The 18,294-nt window shown below is 35.8% G+C and carries 21 protein-coding genes; 16 read left to right on the forward strand and 5 right to left on the reverse strand.

Features of this window, described 5'->3' with window-relative positions:
• Positions 1–22: 22 nt before the first annotated feature.
• The 5 genes from CIB95_RS06520 to CIB95_RS06540 are packed head-to-tail and all read right to left on the reverse strand — an operon-like array spanning position 23 to position 5,843.
• Positions 23–793: a hypothetical protein gene (locus CIB95_RS06520; protein ID WP_094923491.1), complete on the reverse strand. Its 771-nt coding sequence runs from the start codon at positions 791–793 to the stop codon at positions 23–25.
• Positions 790–4,464 carry a multicopper oxidase domain-containing protein gene (locus tag CIB95_RS06525; RefSeq protein WP_094923493.1) on the reverse strand — a complete coding sequence of 1,225 codons (3,675 nt, stop codon included), beginning with the start codon at positions 4,462–4,464 and terminating at the stop codon, positions 790–792. The genes CIB95_RS06520 and CIB95_RS06525 overlap by 4 nt, the downstream gene beginning before the upstream one ends.
• 17 nt (positions 4,465–4,481) lie before the next feature.
• A complete protein-coding gene (locus tag CIB95_RS06530) occupies positions 4,482–4,784 on the reverse strand; it encodes a hypothetical protein (protein ID WP_094923495.1) in 303 nt (100 codons plus the stop codon).
• A 14-nt stretch (positions 4,785–4,798) separates the two neighbouring features.
• Positions 4,799–5,080, reverse strand: a complete 282-nt coding sequence (locus tag CIB95_RS06535; protein ID WP_094923497.1) for a hypothetical protein — start codon at positions 5,078–5,080, stop codon at positions 4,799–4,801.
• Between the two features lie 13 nt (positions 5,081–5,093).
• Complete coding sequence (locus CIB95_RS06540; RefSeq protein ID WP_094923499.1) at positions 5,094–5,843, reverse strand: hypothetical protein; 750 nt, start codon at positions 5,841–5,843, stop codon at positions 5,094–5,096.
• A 104-nt stretch (positions 5,844–5,947) separates the two neighbouring features.
• On the opposite strand from CIB95_RS06540, the gene CIB95_RS06545 reads away from it, so the two are divergent.
• The 16 genes from CIB95_RS06545 to CIB95_RS06620 all read left to right on the forward strand — a co-directional run bounded on the left by CIB95_RS06545 (position 5,948) and on the right by CIB95_RS06620 (position 18,241).
• Positions 5,948–6,364 (forward strand): hypothetical protein, encoded by a 417-nt coding sequence (locus tag CIB95_RS06545; RefSeq protein WP_233143940.1) that lies wholly within the window; start codon positions 5,948–5,950, stop codon positions 6,362–6,364.
• 13 nt (positions 6,365–6,377) lie between these two features.
• Positions 6,378–6,839 (forward strand): hypothetical protein, encoded by a 462-nt coding sequence (locus CIB95_RS06550; RefSeq protein WP_094923504.1) that lies wholly within the window; start codon positions 6,378–6,380, stop codon positions 6,837–6,839.
• Positions 6,840–6,907: 68 nt separating this feature from the next.
• On the forward strand, positions 6,908–7,546 hold the full coding sequence (spoIIM, locus tag CIB95_RS06555) for a stage II sporulation protein M (RefSeq protein ID WP_094923506.1): 639 nt from the start codon (positions 6,908–6,910) through the stop codon (positions 7,544–7,546).
• 123 nt (positions 7,547–7,669) lie between these two features.
• Positions 7,670–8,131, forward strand: coding sequence for a ferric iron uptake transcriptional regulator (gene fur / locus CIB95_RS06560; RefSeq protein WP_094923508.1), 462 nt, complete (start codon positions 7,670–7,672; stop codon positions 8,129–8,131).
• A gap of 173 nt (positions 8,132–8,304) precedes the next feature.
• Positions 8,305–8,535, forward strand: a complete 231-nt coding sequence (locus CIB95_RS06565; RefSeq protein ID WP_094923510.1) for a YqzK family protein — start codon at positions 8,305–8,307, stop codon at positions 8,533–8,535.
• 14 nt (positions 8,536–8,549) lie between these two features.
• A complete protein-coding gene (xerD, locus tag CIB95_RS06570; protein WP_094923512.1) occupies positions 8,550–9,440 on the forward strand; it encodes a site-specific tyrosine recombinase XerD in 891 nt (296 codons plus the stop codon).
• A gap of 112 nt (positions 9,441–9,552) precedes the next feature.
• Complete coding sequence (gene deoB, locus CIB95_RS06575; RefSeq protein ID WP_094923514.1) at positions 9,553–10,752, forward strand: phosphopentomutase; 1,200 nt, start codon at positions 9,553–9,555, stop codon at positions 10,750–10,752.
• 1 nt (position 10,753) lies between these two features.
• Positions 10,754–11,575, forward strand: coding sequence for a purine-nucleoside phosphorylase (locus CIB95_RS06580; RefSeq protein ID WP_094923517.1), 822 nt, complete (start codon positions 10,754–10,756; stop codon positions 11,573–11,575).
• 18 nt (positions 11,576–11,593) lie between these two features.
• On the forward strand, positions 11,594–12,415 hold the full coding sequence (locus CIB95_RS06585; protein ID WP_094923520.1) for a purine-nucleoside phosphorylase: 822 nt from the start codon (positions 11,594–11,596) through the stop codon (positions 12,413–12,415).
• Between the two features lie 66 nt (positions 12,416–12,481).
• Complete coding sequence (locus CIB95_RS06590) at positions 12,482–13,783, forward strand: pyrimidine-nucleoside phosphorylase (RefSeq protein WP_094923523.1); 1,302 nt, start codon at positions 12,482–12,484, stop codon at positions 13,781–13,783.
• Positions 13,784–13,892: 109 nt separating this feature from the next.
• Complete coding sequence (locus tag CIB95_RS06595) at positions 13,893–15,065, forward strand: D-alanyl-D-alanine carboxypeptidase family protein (RefSeq protein WP_094923525.1); 1,173 nt, start codon at positions 13,893–13,895, stop codon at positions 15,063–15,065.
• Between the two features lie 110 nt (positions 15,066–15,175).
• Entirely contained in the window at positions 15,176–15,526 is a 351-nt protein-coding gene (gene spoIIAA / locus CIB95_RS06600) for an anti-sigma F factor antagonist (protein WP_094923527.1), read from the forward strand.
• Complete coding sequence (spoIIAB, locus tag CIB95_RS06605) at positions 15,526–15,966, forward strand: anti-sigma F factor (protein WP_094923529.1); 441 nt, start codon at positions 15,526–15,528, stop codon at positions 15,964–15,966. The genes spoIIAA and spoIIAB overlap by 1 nt, the downstream gene beginning before the upstream one ends.
• Positions 15,967–15,978: 12 nt before the next feature.
• Positions 15,979–16,737: an RNA polymerase sporulation sigma factor SigF gene (gene sigF / locus CIB95_RS06610; protein ID WP_094923531.1), complete on the forward strand. Its 759-nt coding sequence runs from the start codon at positions 15,979–15,981 to the stop codon at positions 16,735–16,737.
• Positions 16,738–17,202: 465 nt separating this feature from the next.
• A complete protein-coding gene (locus CIB95_RS06615) occupies positions 17,203–17,829 on the forward strand; it encodes a stage V sporulation protein AA (RefSeq protein ID WP_094923533.1) in 627 nt (208 codons plus the stop codon).
• Positions 17,816–18,241, forward strand: a complete 426-nt coding sequence (locus CIB95_RS06620) for a stage V sporulation protein AB (protein WP_094923535.1) — start codon at positions 17,816–17,818, stop codon at positions 18,239–18,241. Before CIB95_RS06615 ends, CIB95_RS06620 begins: the two co-directional genes overlap by 14 nt.
• Positions 18,242–18,294: the final 53 nt, after the last annotated feature.

Below are 18,294 nucleotides of genomic sequence, written 5' to 3' on the forward strand. Positions count from 1 at the left end.
TGTAGAAAGTAACCTATTAAGGTTACTTTTCTTCTGTAGGAAGAGCAAAAATACTAATTTCGGCAAAAGTAATTCCGACTTCACCATTTTTCGTATCTAACAATACTTTCCTTTCAGTCACATCTTTAATGGTTCCAGTATATCGTTTCTTTGTAGTTCTAATAATGATTGGAAGACCTATCTGCTTCTTTAAAATATCTTTGATAGAAGGAGAGAAAAAGTGTTTAAAAAGAGTAGGTGAGTTAGCGACGGATTTACCAAATTTTAATACCAGATTTCTTCGATCACAAGGCTCTAAATTATCAAATATTGTATTCTTTTCCTTTTCAACAAAATCATTTTCTTCATGAGTTATTAAGCAAATCGAGTGAAAAGGAAGGAAACGCTCACCATAAAAACTTTTGATAGCAACAAAATCCATCCCTACCATTTCAATCTCTCCTGTAACTCTTTTCATCCAAGGTATTTTTACTGGGAAAAGTATATTGATAGGCCAGACAGTTTTTACAGTGACTTTAATACCTAGTAATCTTTTAAACGCTTTTTCTACCGCTGAATCCACAATCACTGTTTCACGGCCATGGTCCCCAGTTGTTGCCAAATCAAGAAGTAATTCATTTGCTTTTTTAATATGCTTTTCTAATATTTCGAGATCGTCATGCTCTAAACAAGAAGTTGGAGATGTTAACATTTCACGTTCACTTAATTCAGGAAACTTTTCCTCGGGGATGCAAAAGGGATTTGGAGTACTAGAAGAGCTTTCAAAGTTTTGAGGTTCCATTTCTTTACTCAACTTTTTTCCTCCTTACTATCGGCACTGATATTGTTAATTTCAGCTAAGTTATTTAGATTTCTCTCATGCACTCGCATAATTCCCCACATACCGAGTTCTAAATCCCAGCGGAAGTTTCCTGAGCGATACATATAATCACCTGCAAAGCCGTTTATTCCACCTGCTCCGAAGAGTAATTTAATATTTGCACAATGTCCTTTCAACATGTTTGGTTCAATTGAAACGATACTTGAGCCGATATCTTTGTCATCAGAAAGCCAACTATGCCCATGTAAATGGAAAGTGTGGGAACGTTTTCTTTCTGCTGGACAAACGAGACGTAAGACTACCGGGTCATTCCGATAAGCCTCAAATATAGGTGTTGGTGGATCTCCGAAAGTATCTGAGTTAAATAAATCTTTTTTAACTGGGTGCACATTTAATCGATTAATTAACCGAGCACTGCGATAGTTAAACCCTCTTGAACCGTTATCAAACGTATCGAATAAATCGCTTTCCTCATCTTCACCTAATATTCCATCTGCAGGATCAATGATAACTTTTTTATTTTTATCCTCTAGTCTTACTCCATCGTGCATGAGTAGTGCAAATTCACGAACATCAGGAAGTAAAGGATGTTTTAAAACTACTGAAGTCCCTTTATGCACTTTTTCTAAGGTTGTAGGTTCATGGTATGTCGTTCCTTTTGGCTCGGCAATGAACATACCAAAAGTACCGAATGAGAGGTGATTTCGTAAGTCTGCCATATCCCATAAACCACATGCGCCGTGACTAGACTCAACATACCATCGATATGTTATCTTATTTCCTGGCTCTACCGTTTGGTCTGGATTAAAACCAACCGTTTCTCCGGCAGAAGATTTCACATCATAATCTAGTAGTTGAGGGTGTAGAGAGATCCGAAGAGATGGAGGGTAAAATGCTTGGTCTTTGACATCTGGATAAGGGTGTATCCCATCAGGAAAAGGAAATAAATCTTTCTTCAATTTATTTTCTAAGGTTACTTCAATTACGTCGCCTGCATTGCCACGTAATACTAACGGTTCAGGATTTTTACCATTTAATATTTCATCGACATCTTCCTCAAGGGCAAAGACAATTCCGTATGGGTCATGGTCACCAAATTCATTGTATTTTATTGGCGTTTGAAAGGCGACGACATGATATTTCCTAACGGGGGCATTGTCAGGTCCTGTGGAAAGTACTTCTTTCGGCGGAGCTGGCGGCTTACCAGTTACTTCTGGTAATATGCATTGTCCTTCAGCAAGGTCAGGCAATTCTTCCCGATCTAACAGAGGAATTAAGTGATCGTGTTTATTTGCAAATGCTCGAACTAATCCCCATGTTCCTGTCCAAACATCTTCTTCTGTTTCAAATGCCCATAAATAATCCCCATTTCGAGGAATGAAAGTTTGTAAGGTGAAAGATTCGGAGATGCCTATATGCTGCTGCTCAAGCCATTTACTATTCACATCTCGGCTTTCATATTTCCATGGTAAACCATGAAGGTTAAAGCCGTGAGATTCTTCATGAGCACCTTGGAATAGGTGGATTCTGATCGAATCACCTTCATAAGCTTGAAGAATAGGTGTACATGGATCTCCTTTAACAAAAGAACTAAATGAATATGCTGGGTCTTTGTCTTCTCCGAGTCGAAAACGTAGTGGCTCATTTTTGTAGTTAACCGCAAAAATTCCGGGGTCTTGAGGTGAATTAGGAAATGGAGGTGGCTCAATAGGCGTACCATCAAGCTTAAATAAATTTGTGAAATCTTGAACAAATAGCGTGAAATCTCTGTAGTCAGGAATTAGTGGGTTTGTAACTGTAATTTGTGTGCCATGGTCAATTTCTTCACAGCTCATTGAAGAAAGGAATTTTGAAAAGCGTGGGTGGATAACGCCTCCAGCAAATAATCCATGATTCTGTTGAGCATTAGCAAATAAATGATCATGATAGAAAAATGCTTTAAGTTCAATGTCAGCATACCACTCGTAGCGAATTGTTTCGTTAGGTAAGACTGCGCTATCATAGTTCCAACCGACATTAGCTCCATCTGTACATAATACATCGAATTTCACAAAGTGAACGTGAGCACCTACTTCATAAGTCCGTGTGACAAGTTCAAACGCATCGCCGTCAAGGACATTTGGTAATCGATTTGTAAAGTTTATACGAATACACGAACCTGCTTCAGCGTGAATAACTAGTGGTTCAGGCTCTTTCTTTCCAGACATAACATCATCTAAGTCTTCATCTAATACGTATAAGCGACCTTTTGGATCATGCCAACCTTGCTCATTGTAAACTAGTTCTCTTTGAATGACAGAGATGTTAAATTCTTTTACAACAGGGTTACCTAAACATGAATCTGTAAATACTGCACCTGGTCTCGCATTTGGAACGGCAGCATTTTTCTCTAATTCTGTCATTCCTCGCCCTCCAACTATTCCTAACGGTGGGCGTGGTGCTTTGAAACCAACCTTACCTGGAATAAAGTTAGGGAAACCAGGTTTCTCCTTTGTTGGTTTTGGAGGAGTAGTGCGATCAGGCAACGGTTGAAGAGCTGCAATTGGCTCTCCATTTGGATAACATTGACTGCCATCTTGTAATGTATCAAATATACGGTTCATTCCCCACATTCCTATATCAAAGTGAGGATACAAGTGACAATGAATGATTACATCGCCTATTGCACCTTGTAAACTTCCTAATCCATAAAATGGCTCAACAGTGAAGTGAGATTGTGGACTGACAGCTTGAGAATCAATTATTTCTGAATTTATATCTTTCGGATCTTTAAACCATTGGTGGACATGGTAATGAAACACATGTGTTTCCTTTATACCTGCATGAATAACACGAATTTTTGCAGGGTCTCCACGATAGCCTTTTAAAATTGGGGTAGGAGGATCTCCAAAAGCCCAAGAGTCATGGTGTACTTCCTCACCATCACATTCCGGACACACAACTCCTGCTTCAATAAGTTTAAAACGATTGTGTGCAGGTTCATATCGATAGTTAACAGCATGGGTAGATTCGGCTTCTTGACCAGTTCTCGGATCAAGTATTTTATTGCCTGTTAAATCTTTGACAGGCTGTTCATCGTGAAAGTACCATGCATACTCACGGAATGAAGGGAGGAAAGGATGATGAATGTCAGCGTATACACCGCTATTTAGATGTTCACCAGTTATTGGGTCAGTCCACCATGATCCCCGTTTTTGAACAACTAAAGCTCCAAAAAGTCCGTGAATATTAGTACCGTCTTGACTGCTATCAGGATCTGAATTATCGTGGAAAAAATATATACCCTCATGGTTAGCTTGAATGGTATACGTGATCTCACCATTTGGCGGAACGGTTGTATCTTCATTAAATCCAACAAAAGCCCCATCAGAAGTTTGCGCGTCATAATCAGCTTCATGAAAATGAATGGATGCGGGATGGTTTAATTCATTCTTAAAATGTATTTCAACTTCATCACCTTCATTTGCACGAATGGTTAACGGTTGGACAAGCTCGGAAACACAAAACTGGTTTTCCTTAAGCTGCCTTTTTACTTCTTCTTTCTTCTCTCTTAAAACATATATTGCTCCGTTTCGATCATGATCACCGAAGTTGTTAAATACAATACTTGCAGAAATCGCTACAATATCATAAGATCTTTTCAAATGTTCTACCTCCTTTTCTAACTACTCAAATTAGGAATAGTCTTACCATCATCCTCTATATAAAACACTTCAATATCTTCAAAATTAATATGCCATATTCGATTTTCAAGTTGTTCTAGATGTGTAGTCTCAACGTCAATAACAACACATTCTTTTAAAACATCTTCAATAACTCCAACGTAGAGGTATGGAAAGGAAGGTGTCATTATTAATGCTCTTTTACATAAATTTTTCTTGAAATAACAATATAGGCAGGAGTGTTCTTCTTTTGAACGCTTCTTTTTCTTAATGTTGTAATTTTTGTATTTATATTTTGCCATAATCATGCTCCTCTTTATGTTAATGGGAATTTTGTATCACAATCAAAATCTTCTGTGAAATGGGCAATTTTATCAAAGGGAATGTTTAATGGTGTAGGAAATTTGAAGAATGGTGCATTAATAAATTTAATTATAATTGGATCTAATGTGACATGGCTTTCTTCAACTTTTGCAATTTTCCCACAAAACACTGGCCTGAAAGTTTGCCCAAGAATGTTTAATTGCTGTGTTTTTGTCACAATTAATATTTCCGTACCGATCTTTTCTTGAAAATGACTATATAAGTTATGAGACACTAGAAAATACCTCCTATTTCTTTTTTATAATGAATGACAATAAAATGGTCATAGGACTTACAGTTTCAAGCATAAGGATAGATGATAAGGGAATAGTTGATTTGAGTCCAATGCGAGATAGTTCAACTGAATTACCTTTAACTGCAAAAATTTTCCCGAAAGTTAGGATGTTTTCAACAGTTGTTATTGAAACCGATGTTCCAATCCACTTTTCTAAGTTTGTTTGCAGTGATTCTTCGTAAAATTGTTGAATTAATTCATCTCTTTTTAGAACTGTATTTGCAAATCCTTTTAGTAACTTTTGCTTTAGCTTGTTATCATAAATGACTTGTTGATAACTATTAGAATAGTCAGGAATACCAGTAGGGATGTTTGCTGATTTAACCGATGTATAAGGAATCCAATATTTCTTCTGTAAGGTAGTTAATAAAACAAAGTCTCTCCCTACAGCGGAAATCCTCCCTTGGTAAACTTGTTCCGTGCCTCTATCTATTAGCGGGCTTTTTGCAATTTTTATATCAGCAATTTGATTCCTTTTTGAACGTAAAAATAATCGTAACATTAAGTTTTTCTTACGTTCAGGAATTTGTTTTGTTACTAAAAAGGCATTTTGACTATGCATATATGGTAAAAAGACCCTAAGTTCTTCATCAGACATTGCACTATGTGGCGATGTTAATTGGTCGTTTCCCGTATTACTTATGACAGCTTCCTCAGCTTGAAATTTCTTTACATAATCGTTAAGCCGTAATTTTTTACTCATTCACACATCCATATCCTTTCTATAATGTAAGTTATGATTTTTTTAGGTAATTGGTCATAGGTTATCTTTAAATACAATAAAAAGGGCGATTGTACTAGTAGGTGGTGTTTATCTTGATTGGGATCATTCTTTATTTAAACGTTTTAGTCATTGTCTTTGTGTACTATTTATTATGGAAGAAAAGAAAGGTAATTGGTTTTCAGTTAGGAATGAATATTTCGATGGCCGCTGGCGGTCTTTCTGGTATGTGTAGTGGAATAATATTAATCTATCAATTTCCATTATACTTTGTGACGGTAACGGTCATTTCTACTATTTTTGGTGTTTTAGTAGGTAGTATGTACGGTGGAATGTTTGACTTTCAAACGATTTTATCAGGATGGATAAGCGGATTAATGGCAGGTGTTATGTCGCCAATGGTAGGAGCAGCCGCAGGACAAAGCGAAGGTTTTATTTTCTTTGTAGAGGGTATTTTTATATTACTATTTTTAGTTATTTCCACTTCAACCAAGTATAATTAAGGTAGGTATGCAAATGAGTGTCATTCATTTAGTACTGTTTATTACGCTATTCATTAGTAGTTTTTATTTATTTCGTTATTTACACCGTGCGCGCGTATTGTTTGACGATCGATTTAGTATGACAATATCAATTGTAGCTAGTACGAGTATTAGTTTTTTGTATGGCCTACATCTTACTATTATTTTTCAAATACAGAATGCAAACATGATGATGTTTGCCGGGATTATAGGTGTAATTCTCGGCTATCTATTTGGTTCATTTAGTAAAAGGCATTTTATTATTTCAGGAGTTTTTAATGGGGTTTTAGCTGGAGTAATGGGGGCGATGGCAGGTCAAGTATTAATGAACCCATCACTATGTGGCTTGCCATGGAATTTTGAGCAAATCCAATTAAATACGCTTCTTTTCAATACTTTCGCAACGTGTATGGTTTATCTAACTCTATCACTTTTGCTCTATTCATTTAGAGCTTAAAATATATTATTCGTTTGGTATAGTTTGTCCTTTTCCATCATAGATTGAATGGAGGGGAGGACACCGCAATGAATCGAAATAGAAATTTTAGTTTTCAATTAGCAAAACACTTTCAAAATCACGCTGCAATTTATGTTTTTACTACGATGTTGTTTATTATAGGTGTTATTTTTGGAGCAATTATTGTTAATAGCTTAAATGCACAGCAAAAACATGACTTGTTTCATTATTTAACGATGTTTTTTGGACAAGCAGCAGAAGGAGAATTTGCTAGTTCAAATGAAATGTTCCTTTATAGCATTTTTCATTATATGAAGTTTATTGGTTTAATCTGGATCTTAGGATTAGCTGTAATCGGCTTACCGATTACTTTAGTTCTCTTATTCCTAAAAGGGATTGTCGTTGGGTTTACGGTAGGATTCTTAGTGAATCAATTCGGATTAGAAGGTTTCTTTTTGTCATTTGTCTCGGTGATGCCACAGAATTTAATTTTAATACCAGCTTTTATCATTGTCTCAACAGGATCAATAAGTTTTTCTTTGAGAATGATAAAACAATTAATGGGAGAACGAACAAAAGAAACGCTGCCAACTCAATTAGTAAAGTACACGGTGTTTGTTATTGTAGCAGGTCTTTTCATTGTAGCGGCTGCTTCATTTGAGGGATATATTTCGCCTTCTTTAATCAAATTCGTAGTAAATTATTAGTTAATAATAATAATTATCATAAAATAAAAGTTATAATTTCTTATTTAAAATAATTTTAATTTGACACCTTTATTATCCAAGTTTATAATAAAAATTGGATATGCGGGGGAGGTCAAAGCATATATGGAAAATAGAATTGAACGTATAAAAAAACAACTACATTCTCAAAGCTATAAGCTAACACCTCAACGAGAAGCTACTGTTCGTGTTTTATTAGAACATGAAGAGGATCACTTAAGTGCTGAAGATGTATACCTCCTCGTAAAAGAGAAATCACCTGAAATTGGCTTAGCTACTGTTTATCGCACATTAGAGTTATTAACAGAACTTAAAGTTGTCGATAAGATTAATTTTGGTGATGGGGTATCAAGGTATGATTTGCGTAAAGAAGGTGCAGACCATTTCCACCACCACTTAGTTTGTATCGAATGTGGTTCAGTTGATGAGATTCAAGATGATCTCCTTGGTGATGTTGAGAAAACTGTAGAAGAACAATTTAGTTTTATAATTAAAGATCACAGACTAACATTTCATGGCATTTGCCACCGTTGTCAATCTAATACTGATGAAGAAATACCTTCCTAGTTTAAATATAGGAAGGTTTTGTTTTTAGAAAATTCATTTACAACACTTGCTTAATACGTTACTGTAGAAGTAATATTTATTGTCTCATTTATGCATATTTATGTATAAATATACCCATCATCGGCATACCCTTTAGTACAACCTTAAGGTTCTATTTGAAGGGAGTCCATTTGATGAGTCAGTTTTTTAATTTACTTTACGATACGATTAAAGTCTTTATATTTTTCGTAGCATTTACCTTATTATTTTATTATGGAATAGTTTGGTTAAATGATGAATATGAAGGGTACCACAAGTACGACCAGCCACAAGGTGGTGCAGTTAAAGTTATCGGTAATAAGCAAGAAGAAGTACCTGTATTTTCTCTTAAACGACTTTATTTTTATTACCACTATGGTGAGTAAGGAAGCGGATGTTGATGAATCAACTATTAAAAGACTTTATCGATTACCTTTTGATAGAGAGAGGTCTATCTAACCACACAATTGATGCATACACGCGTGATTTAACTAGTTATCTGACATATATGGAGAAGTCTGCAAAAACTACTAATGTAAATGAAATTAATAGAATGAATATAATGAATTATTTATTTCTATTAAAAGATAGTGGGAAATCTGCCGCTACAATTGCGAGACATATTTCTTCAATTAGAGCTTTTCATTTACATTTATTGCGCGAAAATATTACAAGTAATGATCCAACTTTACATATTGAATTACCTAAAAAAGAGAAAAAATTACCTAAAGTGCTCGCATTAGCTGAGGTTGAAGCCCTTTTAAATCAGCCGAATGGGAAAAAAACTTTCGCACAACGTGACAAAGCAATGCTTGAAATTTTATATGCAACAGGCTTACGAGTTTCAGAGATGGTACAACTGGATGTTGGCAATATCCATTTAACTATGGGGTTTGTCCACTGTATAGGAAAAGGGAATAAAGAGAGAATTATTCCACTTGGATCATTAGCTAAGCAAGCAATTGAAACATATATACAGGGTGGTAGAAAAGAGTTATTAAAAGGGAAAAGGGAAGAAGCTCTATTCTTAAACCATCATGGAAAAAGGTTGTCAAGACAAGGCTTCTGGAAAATATTAAAATTGCTTGCTAAAGAAGCAAAAATTGAAAAAGAGCTTACACCTCATACTTTGCGACACTCATTTGCAACGCACTTGTTGGAGAATGGGGCAGACCTAAGAGCGGTACAAGAAATGCTAGGACATGCAGATATATCAACTACGCAAATATATACTCATGTATCTAAGGAAAGATTAAAGGATTTATATACTGCACATCATCCGCGTGCATAATCTTTCTCTGTTTACAGAGGTCTGACTTCTGACATCTCATGAATAAAGATTTAATCGTGCGTGAGAGGGTATAGTATGAATATGATTTATATGGACAGGAGGAAACACGAACATGACGACAAAACAACCGTTTAAAAGAGTTTTTATCATTGTAATGGATTCGGTAGGGATTGGAGAAGCACCAGATGCTGAAAAGTTTAATGATTTAGGATCTGATACTTTAGGACATATTGCTGAAGAAATGAATGGACTACATATGCCAAACATGGGGAAATTGGGTTTAAGTAATATCCGTGAAATTAAAGGTATTGAAAAAGCAGCATCGCCATTAGCTTATTATGGCAAAATGCAAGAAGCATCAAATGGTAAAGATACAATGACTGGTCATTGGGAATTAATGGGCTTACACATTGAAAATCCATTCCGAACTTTTCCAGACGGATTTCCTGATGAATTAATTCAAGAACTAGAAGAGAGAACAGGCCGGAAAGTAATTGGGAATAAACCTGCATCAGGAACAGAAATTTTAGATGAATTAGGAAAAGATCATGTTGAATCAGGAGCCCTTATCGTCTATACATCTGCCGATTCAGTATTGCAAATTGCTGCGCATGAGGAAGTTGTGCCAATTGAAGAATTATATGATATTTGTAAACTGGCTAGGGAATTAACTTTGGATGAGAAATATATGGTAGGACGAATCATTGCTCGTCCTTTCGTTGGTGAGCCAGGAAAATGGGAACGCACTTCTAATCGTCATGACTATGCCTTAAAGCCTTTTGGCAGAACAGTTATGAATGAATTAAAAGATAGTGGGTATGACGTAATAGCAATTGGGAAAATTTCAGATATTTACGATAATGAAGGAGTCACAAAATCATTACGGACGATTTCTAATATGGATGGTATGGACAAATTAGTTGATACATTAGCAATGGATTTCAAGGGAATTAGCTTTTTAAACTTAGTTGATTTTGATGCGAAATTTGGACATAGAAGAGATCCAATAGGCTATGGTAAAGCGTTAGAGGAATATGATGCTAGGTTACCTGAAGTACTAGAAGGATTAAAAGAAGATGATTTACTACTTATAACAGCAGATCACGGAAATGATCCAGTACATCACGGAACGGATCATACTCGCGAATATGTGCCATTACTCGCGTACTCTAAGAGATTTTCTAGTGGGAATGATTTAGGTGTACTATCAACGTTTGCGGACCTTGGAGCAACTGTTGCACATAATTTTAATGTTAAAGCACCATTGCTTGGAAAAAGTTTCTTAGATAAAATTACGCTTTCGGAGGATTAATATGAAGATAGAGATGATAAAAAAAGCTGCAGATTTTTTACAAGAAAATATTAGTGAAACACCTGAGATTGGACTTATTTTAGGTTCTGGGTTAGGTATTCTAGCTGATGAAATAGAAGAAGCAAAAAAGTTTCCTTATGAAGAAATTCCTGAATTTCCAGTTTCTACTGTAGAAGGTCATAAAGGACAGCTAGTGATTGGAAAGCTACAAGGAAAAACAGTAATTGCAATGCAAGGACGCTTTCACTTTTATGAAGGTTATTCATTAGAAAAGGTAACGTTCCCTGTTCGTGTCATGAAAGAAATTGGAGTTAAAAATATTATTGTTACTAATGCAGCTGGAGGAGTTAATGAAGATTTCAGTGCTGGAGATTTAATGGTAATTACAGACCACATAAATAATACTAGCGTAAACCCGTTAATTGGACCTAATGATTCTGCATTTGGTGTTCGTTTTCCGGACATGTCGGACGCCTACAATAAAGAGCTATCAATGCAAGCGTTGGAAGTAGGGAAGAAATTAAATATTCCTCTTCAAAAAGGTGTATATGTTGGAAATACTGGTCCTAGTTACGAGACCCCTGCTGAAGTTCGAATGATTCGTAAATTAGGTGGAGACGCTGTTGGAATGTCAACGGTTCCAGAAGTTATTGTTGCAAGACATGCTGGAATGAAAGTGTTAGGAATATCTTGCATTTCAAATATGGCAGCAGGAATTTTAGATCAGCCATTAACGCATGATGAAGTAATGGAAACGACGGAAATGGTTAAAGAAAACTTCTTATCACTAGTAAAAGAAATCATTAAAGAAATGGAATTATAATTAAAGGAGCGGATTACGATGGAAAATGTTATGCAAAAAATGACGGAAGCTGCAGAGGCTATAAAAAATAAAATTAATGTTCAACCTACTTTCGGATTAATTTTAGGTTCTGGTTTGGGAGAATTAGCAGATGAAGTGGAGAACGCTGTAAAAATTGATTATCACGAAATTCCAAACTTCCCAGTTTCAACGGTAGAAGGTCATGCAGGGAGACTAGTAATTGGTGAACTGCACGGTAAAACAGTAGTAGCAATGCAAGGGAGATTCCATTATTATGAAGGATACTCAATGCAAGAAGTTACTTTCCCAGTTCGAGTAATGAAAGCTTTAGGTGTTGAAACAATTATTGTAACAAATGCATGTGGTGGTATGAACAGTGAGTTTGAAGCTGGTGACTTAATGCTAATTACAGATCATATTAATATGACTGGTCAAAATCCATTAATTGGTCGTAATGAAGCTGATTTAGGTCCACGCTTCCCAGATATGAGTCGTGCTTACACACCAGAATTAGTAGAAAAAGTTGAAAGTATTGCTAAATCGTTAGACATTAAATTACAAAAAGGCGTCTATGCAGGAATTACTGGACCTACATACATGACACCAGCAGAATTAATTATGGTTCGAAATTTAGGTGCAGATACAATTGGTATGTCAACAGTTCCTGAAGTCATCGTTGCTAGCCATATGAGCATGAAAGTTATCGGAATTTCATGTATTACAGACATGGCAATTGGCGAAGAATTAGAGCCATTAACTCACGAACAAGTAGTGGAAGTCGCTAATCGTACGAAGCCAAAGTTTATTAACTTAGTAAAGAATATTGTTGCAAACGTATAAAATTAAACGGGGAAGAGTAGAATATTATCTCTTCTCTTTTACTTTTAAAGTATAAGGGTGATCACAATGAGAATGGTTGATTTAATTGAGAAAAAGCGTGATGGAGTAGAACTTTCAAAAGAAGAAATCAATTTTATTATTACAGGTTATACAGATGGCTCAATTCCGGATTATCAAATGTCTGCATTTGCAATGGCTGTTTATTTTAAGGATATGACAACGGAAGAGCGAGCAAATTTCACAATGGCAATGGTAGAGTCCGGTGATCAAATTGATTTATCTAGTATTGAAGGTATTAAAGTTGATAAACATAGTACTGGTGGTGTAGGAGATACAACAACGTTAGTGTTAGCTCCTTTAGTTGCTGCTTTAGGAGTTCCGGTGGCAAAGATGTCTGGACGCGGTCTAGGACATACAGGTGGTACAATCGATAAACTTGAAGCTGTTCCGGGGTTCCATGTAGAGATTGACAATGAAAAGTTTGTTGAGCTTGTCAATAAAAATAAACTTGCTGTCATCGGTCAAACAGGAAATTTAACGCCTGCTGACAAAAAGCTTTATGGTCTGCGCGATGTTACAGCAACTGTAAGTTCAATTCCGTTAATTGCAAGTTCAATTATGAGTAAGAAAATTGCAGCTGGAGCTGATGCGATCGTCTTAGATGTAAAAACTGGCGAAGGCGCATTTATGAAAGAACTTGACGATGCGAAGGAATTAGCAAAAGCGATGGTGGATATCGGTAATAGCATTGGTAGAAGAACGATGGCAGTTATTTCTGATATGAGCCAACCTCTAGGTAGAGCAATAGGAAATGCACTTGAAGTAGAAGAAGCTATTGACACTTTAAGAGGGAAAGGCCCTAAGGATTTGGAAGATCTTTGTTTAGCTTTAGGTAGTCATATGGTGGTCTTAGCAAAAAAGGCTGAAACACATGATGAGGCAAAACAATTATTGAAAGAAGTAATGAATAATGGCAAGGCAATTGAAGCTTTTAAATTGTTTTTAGCTTCACAAGGTGGGGATGCAAGTGTCGTTGACAACCCTGAAACTTTACCAAAAGCTAAATATAAAATTGAAGTTCCTGCCAAAGTAAGTGGAACTGTAAGTAAAATAACAGCTAATGATATTGGAACAGCTGCAATGCTTCTAGGTGCTGGTCGGGCGACGAAAGAATCGGAAATCGACCTTGCAGTAGGTTTAATGCTCAATAAAAAAGTTGGCGACATTGTCAACGAAGGAGATTCTCTCGTTACGATCCATAGTAATAATGAAAATGTTGCTCCTATTATTGAAATGATCCAAGCTTGTTATTCTATTTCTGAAATGGCAACAGAAGTCCCTCCATTAATATATGCGGAGATTAACTAACTACCTGACTTTCCTCAGGTAGTTTTTTTATTGTTTATTTTTTTACAATACATGGTATAAAGTACAACAATTAGGAAAAAATGACTGTATAAGAATGGAGGGGTATGCGATGAGACGATTTACTACACTATTACTAACAATGGTTTTAATTTTCTCTTTACCTGCATTAACAGGGGTTGCAGAAGAAAAGAAGGGACAAAAGCTTGATTTAGCTAAAAATTCCTCGTCAGCAATAATTATGGAACGAGATACTGGTACTGTAATTTATGAAAAAAATAGTCACGAAAAGTTACCACCAGCAAGTATGACAAAAATAATGACGATGATTTTAATAATGGAAGCGTTAGAAAAAGGAAAAATTTCTTTAGATGATAAAGTTCGCGCTAGTGAGAATGCTGCTTCAATGGGTGGGTCGCAAATATTCCTTGAAGCTGGCGAGGAAATGACAGTTCGTGAACTGTTATTGGGAATTGCAGTAGCTTCTGGAAATGATGCTTCTGTTGCAATGGCAGAACATATTTCAGGGTCTGTCGATGCTTTCATCGGTGAAATGAATGAAAAAGCAAAAGAAATTGGTGTGAAAAACACATACTTCAAGAATACGACAGGTCTTCCAGCTGATGGTCATTATAGTACAGCCTATGATATGGCATTAATGGCGAAGGAACTGTTGAAGTACGAAGATATTACAAAATTTACTGGAATATATGATGACTACTTGCGAAAAGGTTCAGATAAGGAGTTTTGGCTAGTAAATACTAATAAATTAGTTAAGTTTTATGATGGTGTAGATGGCTTAAAGACTGGCTTTACGAGAGAAGCAAAGTATTGTTTAACGGCTACAGCTAAAAAGAATGACATGAGAATTATTACTGTTGTCATGGGAGCGCCTACTTCAAAAGAAAGAAATGCTCAAGTCTCTCAAATGCTTGACTATGCATTTACACATTACCAAACACATAAAAAATATAAGAAAAATGAAAAAATACAAGATGTAAAGGTATCGAAAGGTAATAAGGATAAATTAAAAGTTTTAACTAGTGAGTCTATTTCAATTTTAACGGAAAAAGGGGCGAAAGTAGAAGGCGTCACTGAAAAAGTTAAACTTAAAAAACTAAGCGTCCCAATTAAAAAAGGTGATCAAGTAGGAAGTCTAATACTTGAAAAAGATGGAAAAGTTCTGTCTAAAACAGCTTTAGTTGCTGGTGACGATGTTAAGGAAGCTAGCTTCTGGCAATTATTTAAGCGATCGATTAGTGGCTTTACAAAGAAAAGCAATTAAGTAGATATTTGTTATTTTGTAACGAATAAACACTAGTTTTGTCACGAAGAAGGATTTAGGTTATAAAAAGGAGAATGTCACACTATCCAAGAAAAAAGGGGGAAGATAGTGTGAGTCTTCGCATTAATTTAGAAGTAAAAGTAAATGTTTTATGCATTAGACTTGAAGGAGAACTAGACCACCACACCGCTGAGATACTTCGCAACGATGTACATGCAACACTTGAAAAGGAAAACATAAAACATATTGTTTTAAATTTAGAATCGCTTTCCTTTATGGATAGTTCAGGACTTGGAGTTATTTTAGGTCGTTATAAACATATTAAAAACCTCGGTGGAGAAATGATTGTTTGTGCTATCTCACCTGAAGTTAAGCGTTTGTTTGAGATGTCTGGATTATTTAAAATAATCCGTCTTGAAACAGATGAGACGAAGGCACTCCATACACTGGGGGTGGCATGATGAGAAATGTCATGGACTTGCAATTTTCAGCACTGAGTCAAAATGAATCTTTTGCCCGAGTTACTGTAACTTCATTTATTGCTCAACTTGATCCTACAATGGATGAAATTACTGAAATTAAGACCGTTGTTTCTGAAGCAGTAACAAATGCAATTATTCATGGATATGAAAATGACCCAAATGGGATTGTTTATATTTCAGTTGTGCTAGAAGAGGATACTGTTTATTTAACGATTAAGGATAAAGGGATTGGTATATCTGATTTAGAAGAAGCAAAACAACCTTTATTTACGACAAAACCTGAATTAGAACGCTCTGGGATGGGTTTTACAATCATGGAAAATTTTATGGACCATGTGCAAGTCGAATCAGAAGCAAGCAAAGGGACGACTATTCATTTAACGAAACACTTATCAAATAAGAAATCGCTTTGTAACTAAGGAGTTCTCGATATGGATGTGGAGGTCAAAAAGAAAAAAAGTAAGGAAACTTACTTAACTGATCAAGAAGTTAAAGAACTCATCAGGCGCAGTCACCTTGGAGACGATATAGCGAGAGATACTATTGTTCAAAAAAATATTCGTTTAGTATGGTCTGTTGTTCAGCGATTTTTAAATCGTGGCTATGAAGCAGATGACCTTTTTCAAATCGGCTGTATTGGGCTGCTGAAATCTGTAGATAAATTTGATCTTTCTTATGATGTGAAGTTCTCTACTTATGCTGTACCAATGATAATTGGGGAGATACAGCGTTTTATCCGTGATGATGGAACTGTAAAAGTTAGCCGTTCATTAAAAGAAATGGGTAATAAAATAAGACGGGCACGTGATGATTTATCTAAAACTTTTGGACGGGTTCCTACCGTTAATGAAATTGCCGAAAAATTGGAGATTACACCGGAAGAAGTTGTGTTAGCTCAAGAAGCTAGCAGGTCACCATCTTCCATCCATGAAACGGTTTATGAAAATGATGGAGATCCCATTACCTTGCTTGATCAAATTGCTGATAACGAAACGAAGTGGTTCGATAAAATTGCTTTAAATGAAGCAATCCGAATGTTGGATGAAAGAGAACGACTAATCGTTTTCCTTAGATATTACAAAGATCAAACGCAGTCAGAAGTAGCAGAACGGTTAAGTATTTCACAAGTACAAGTCTCGCGCTTAGAAAAGAAAATATTAAAGATTATGAAGGACCAAATGGATGATTAAATCTATTTGGTCTTTTTTATATGAAAGGCCGAAGCTTCCGGTCAGCGACGTATGAGCTGGAACACTTTGTTTGAGATAAAGGAAGCATCGAAAAGGAAAGGCAACTGTTCATCAACGATGGAACTGGAATACTACGAATGAGATAAAGGAAACACAAAAAGCGGAGCGTTTTGATGTTGACTTATCGTAAGTGAGTAGTATGAAGTTCTCAAGTTGATAGGAGCCTTTTCTAGACACCACTTCACTGATCGATGTTGACTTATCGTAAAAAAGAAGTGTGAAGATAACTAGTCGCTGGAAGCAGAGGCTAGATCAGAAAAAGAAAGGCAGAAGCTTCCGATCAGCGACGTATGAGCTAATAAATGGAAAGTTTTACAAAGGGTCTAGTCGCATGATGTTAATGTCATGTACTCATACTAACAAATACAACAGGTAATGTAAGTAATGTAGATAGGGGGAATTTGGATGGAATTTCACACGATTTATTTGAGAATGAGAAATAGAGTCCATGTCAGCCCGAATATGCACATTACATTAAAAGATGTAGCCCAAGTTGTTGCACATGAAGAAATAGCTGAAGATTTAAGGTCGTTGCAAGTGTATAGTATTAAACCGCATGATAAAACGATTGTAGTTTTAGATGTGATGAAAATTGTCAGTACGATTCAAGAACACTTTAAAAACATTGATGTACAAACAATAGGTCCAGCACAAACGATTGTTGAAGTTGTTTATAAAAAGAAGAAATTAACGTCTGCCTATTTTGCTTTTGTCTGGCTTTTGCTTTTTTTCGGAGCAGCTCTTGCAATAATGAATTTCCATGAAGACGTCAGCATGAGAGAAGTGCATCAGCGAATTCATTACATTGTTACTGGAGAGGTTAGCAAATATCCATTACTATTACAAATCCCTTATTCGCTAGGCCTCGGTATAGGAATGGTTCTTTTCTTTAATCACTTTTTTAGAAAGAGGTTAAATGAAGAACCGAGTCCCCTTGAAGTTGAAATGCATAATTATCAGCTTGATTTAGATCAATATGTCATTGTCCATGAAAACAAGGAAAGTGTGAAAAACCTAGATGATGCCGATTGAAATACTTCTATTACTTGTAATAGGATTTAGCGGTGGGATAGCGGTTGGTGCTGGATTTGTAGCATTCTTAACTGTATTAGGCATCATCCCTCGTTTAACACAATTAACTAGAACCAAAAAGTATATTAGATTTTATGAAGTAGCAATAATACTAGGATCAATGATTAGTGCGTGGCTAAGTTTGCGAGATCATACACTCGAAATTCCAAGCTTTTCTTTAATAATACTCGGGCTCTTTTTTGGAGTCTTCGTTGGAATGTTAGCTGCAGCCTTAACCGAAGTATTAAATGTCTTACCAATATTAGCAAAAAGAATTGGCGTTCATGAAAAGATAGTTTATTTATTAATGGCAATTGTTTTCGGTAAGATGATTGGCTCCCTCTTTCACTGGTTATTTTACGTTTACCTTTAATCTGTATTGAAAATCATGTATCTCAAACGAAACTGGCTACATACAATTTGTGA

Source organism: Lottiidibacillus patelloidae (genome assembly GCF_002262935.1).
Lineage (GTDB): Bacteria > Bacillota > Bacilli > Bacillales > SA5d-4 > Lottiidibacillus > Lottiidibacillus patelloidae.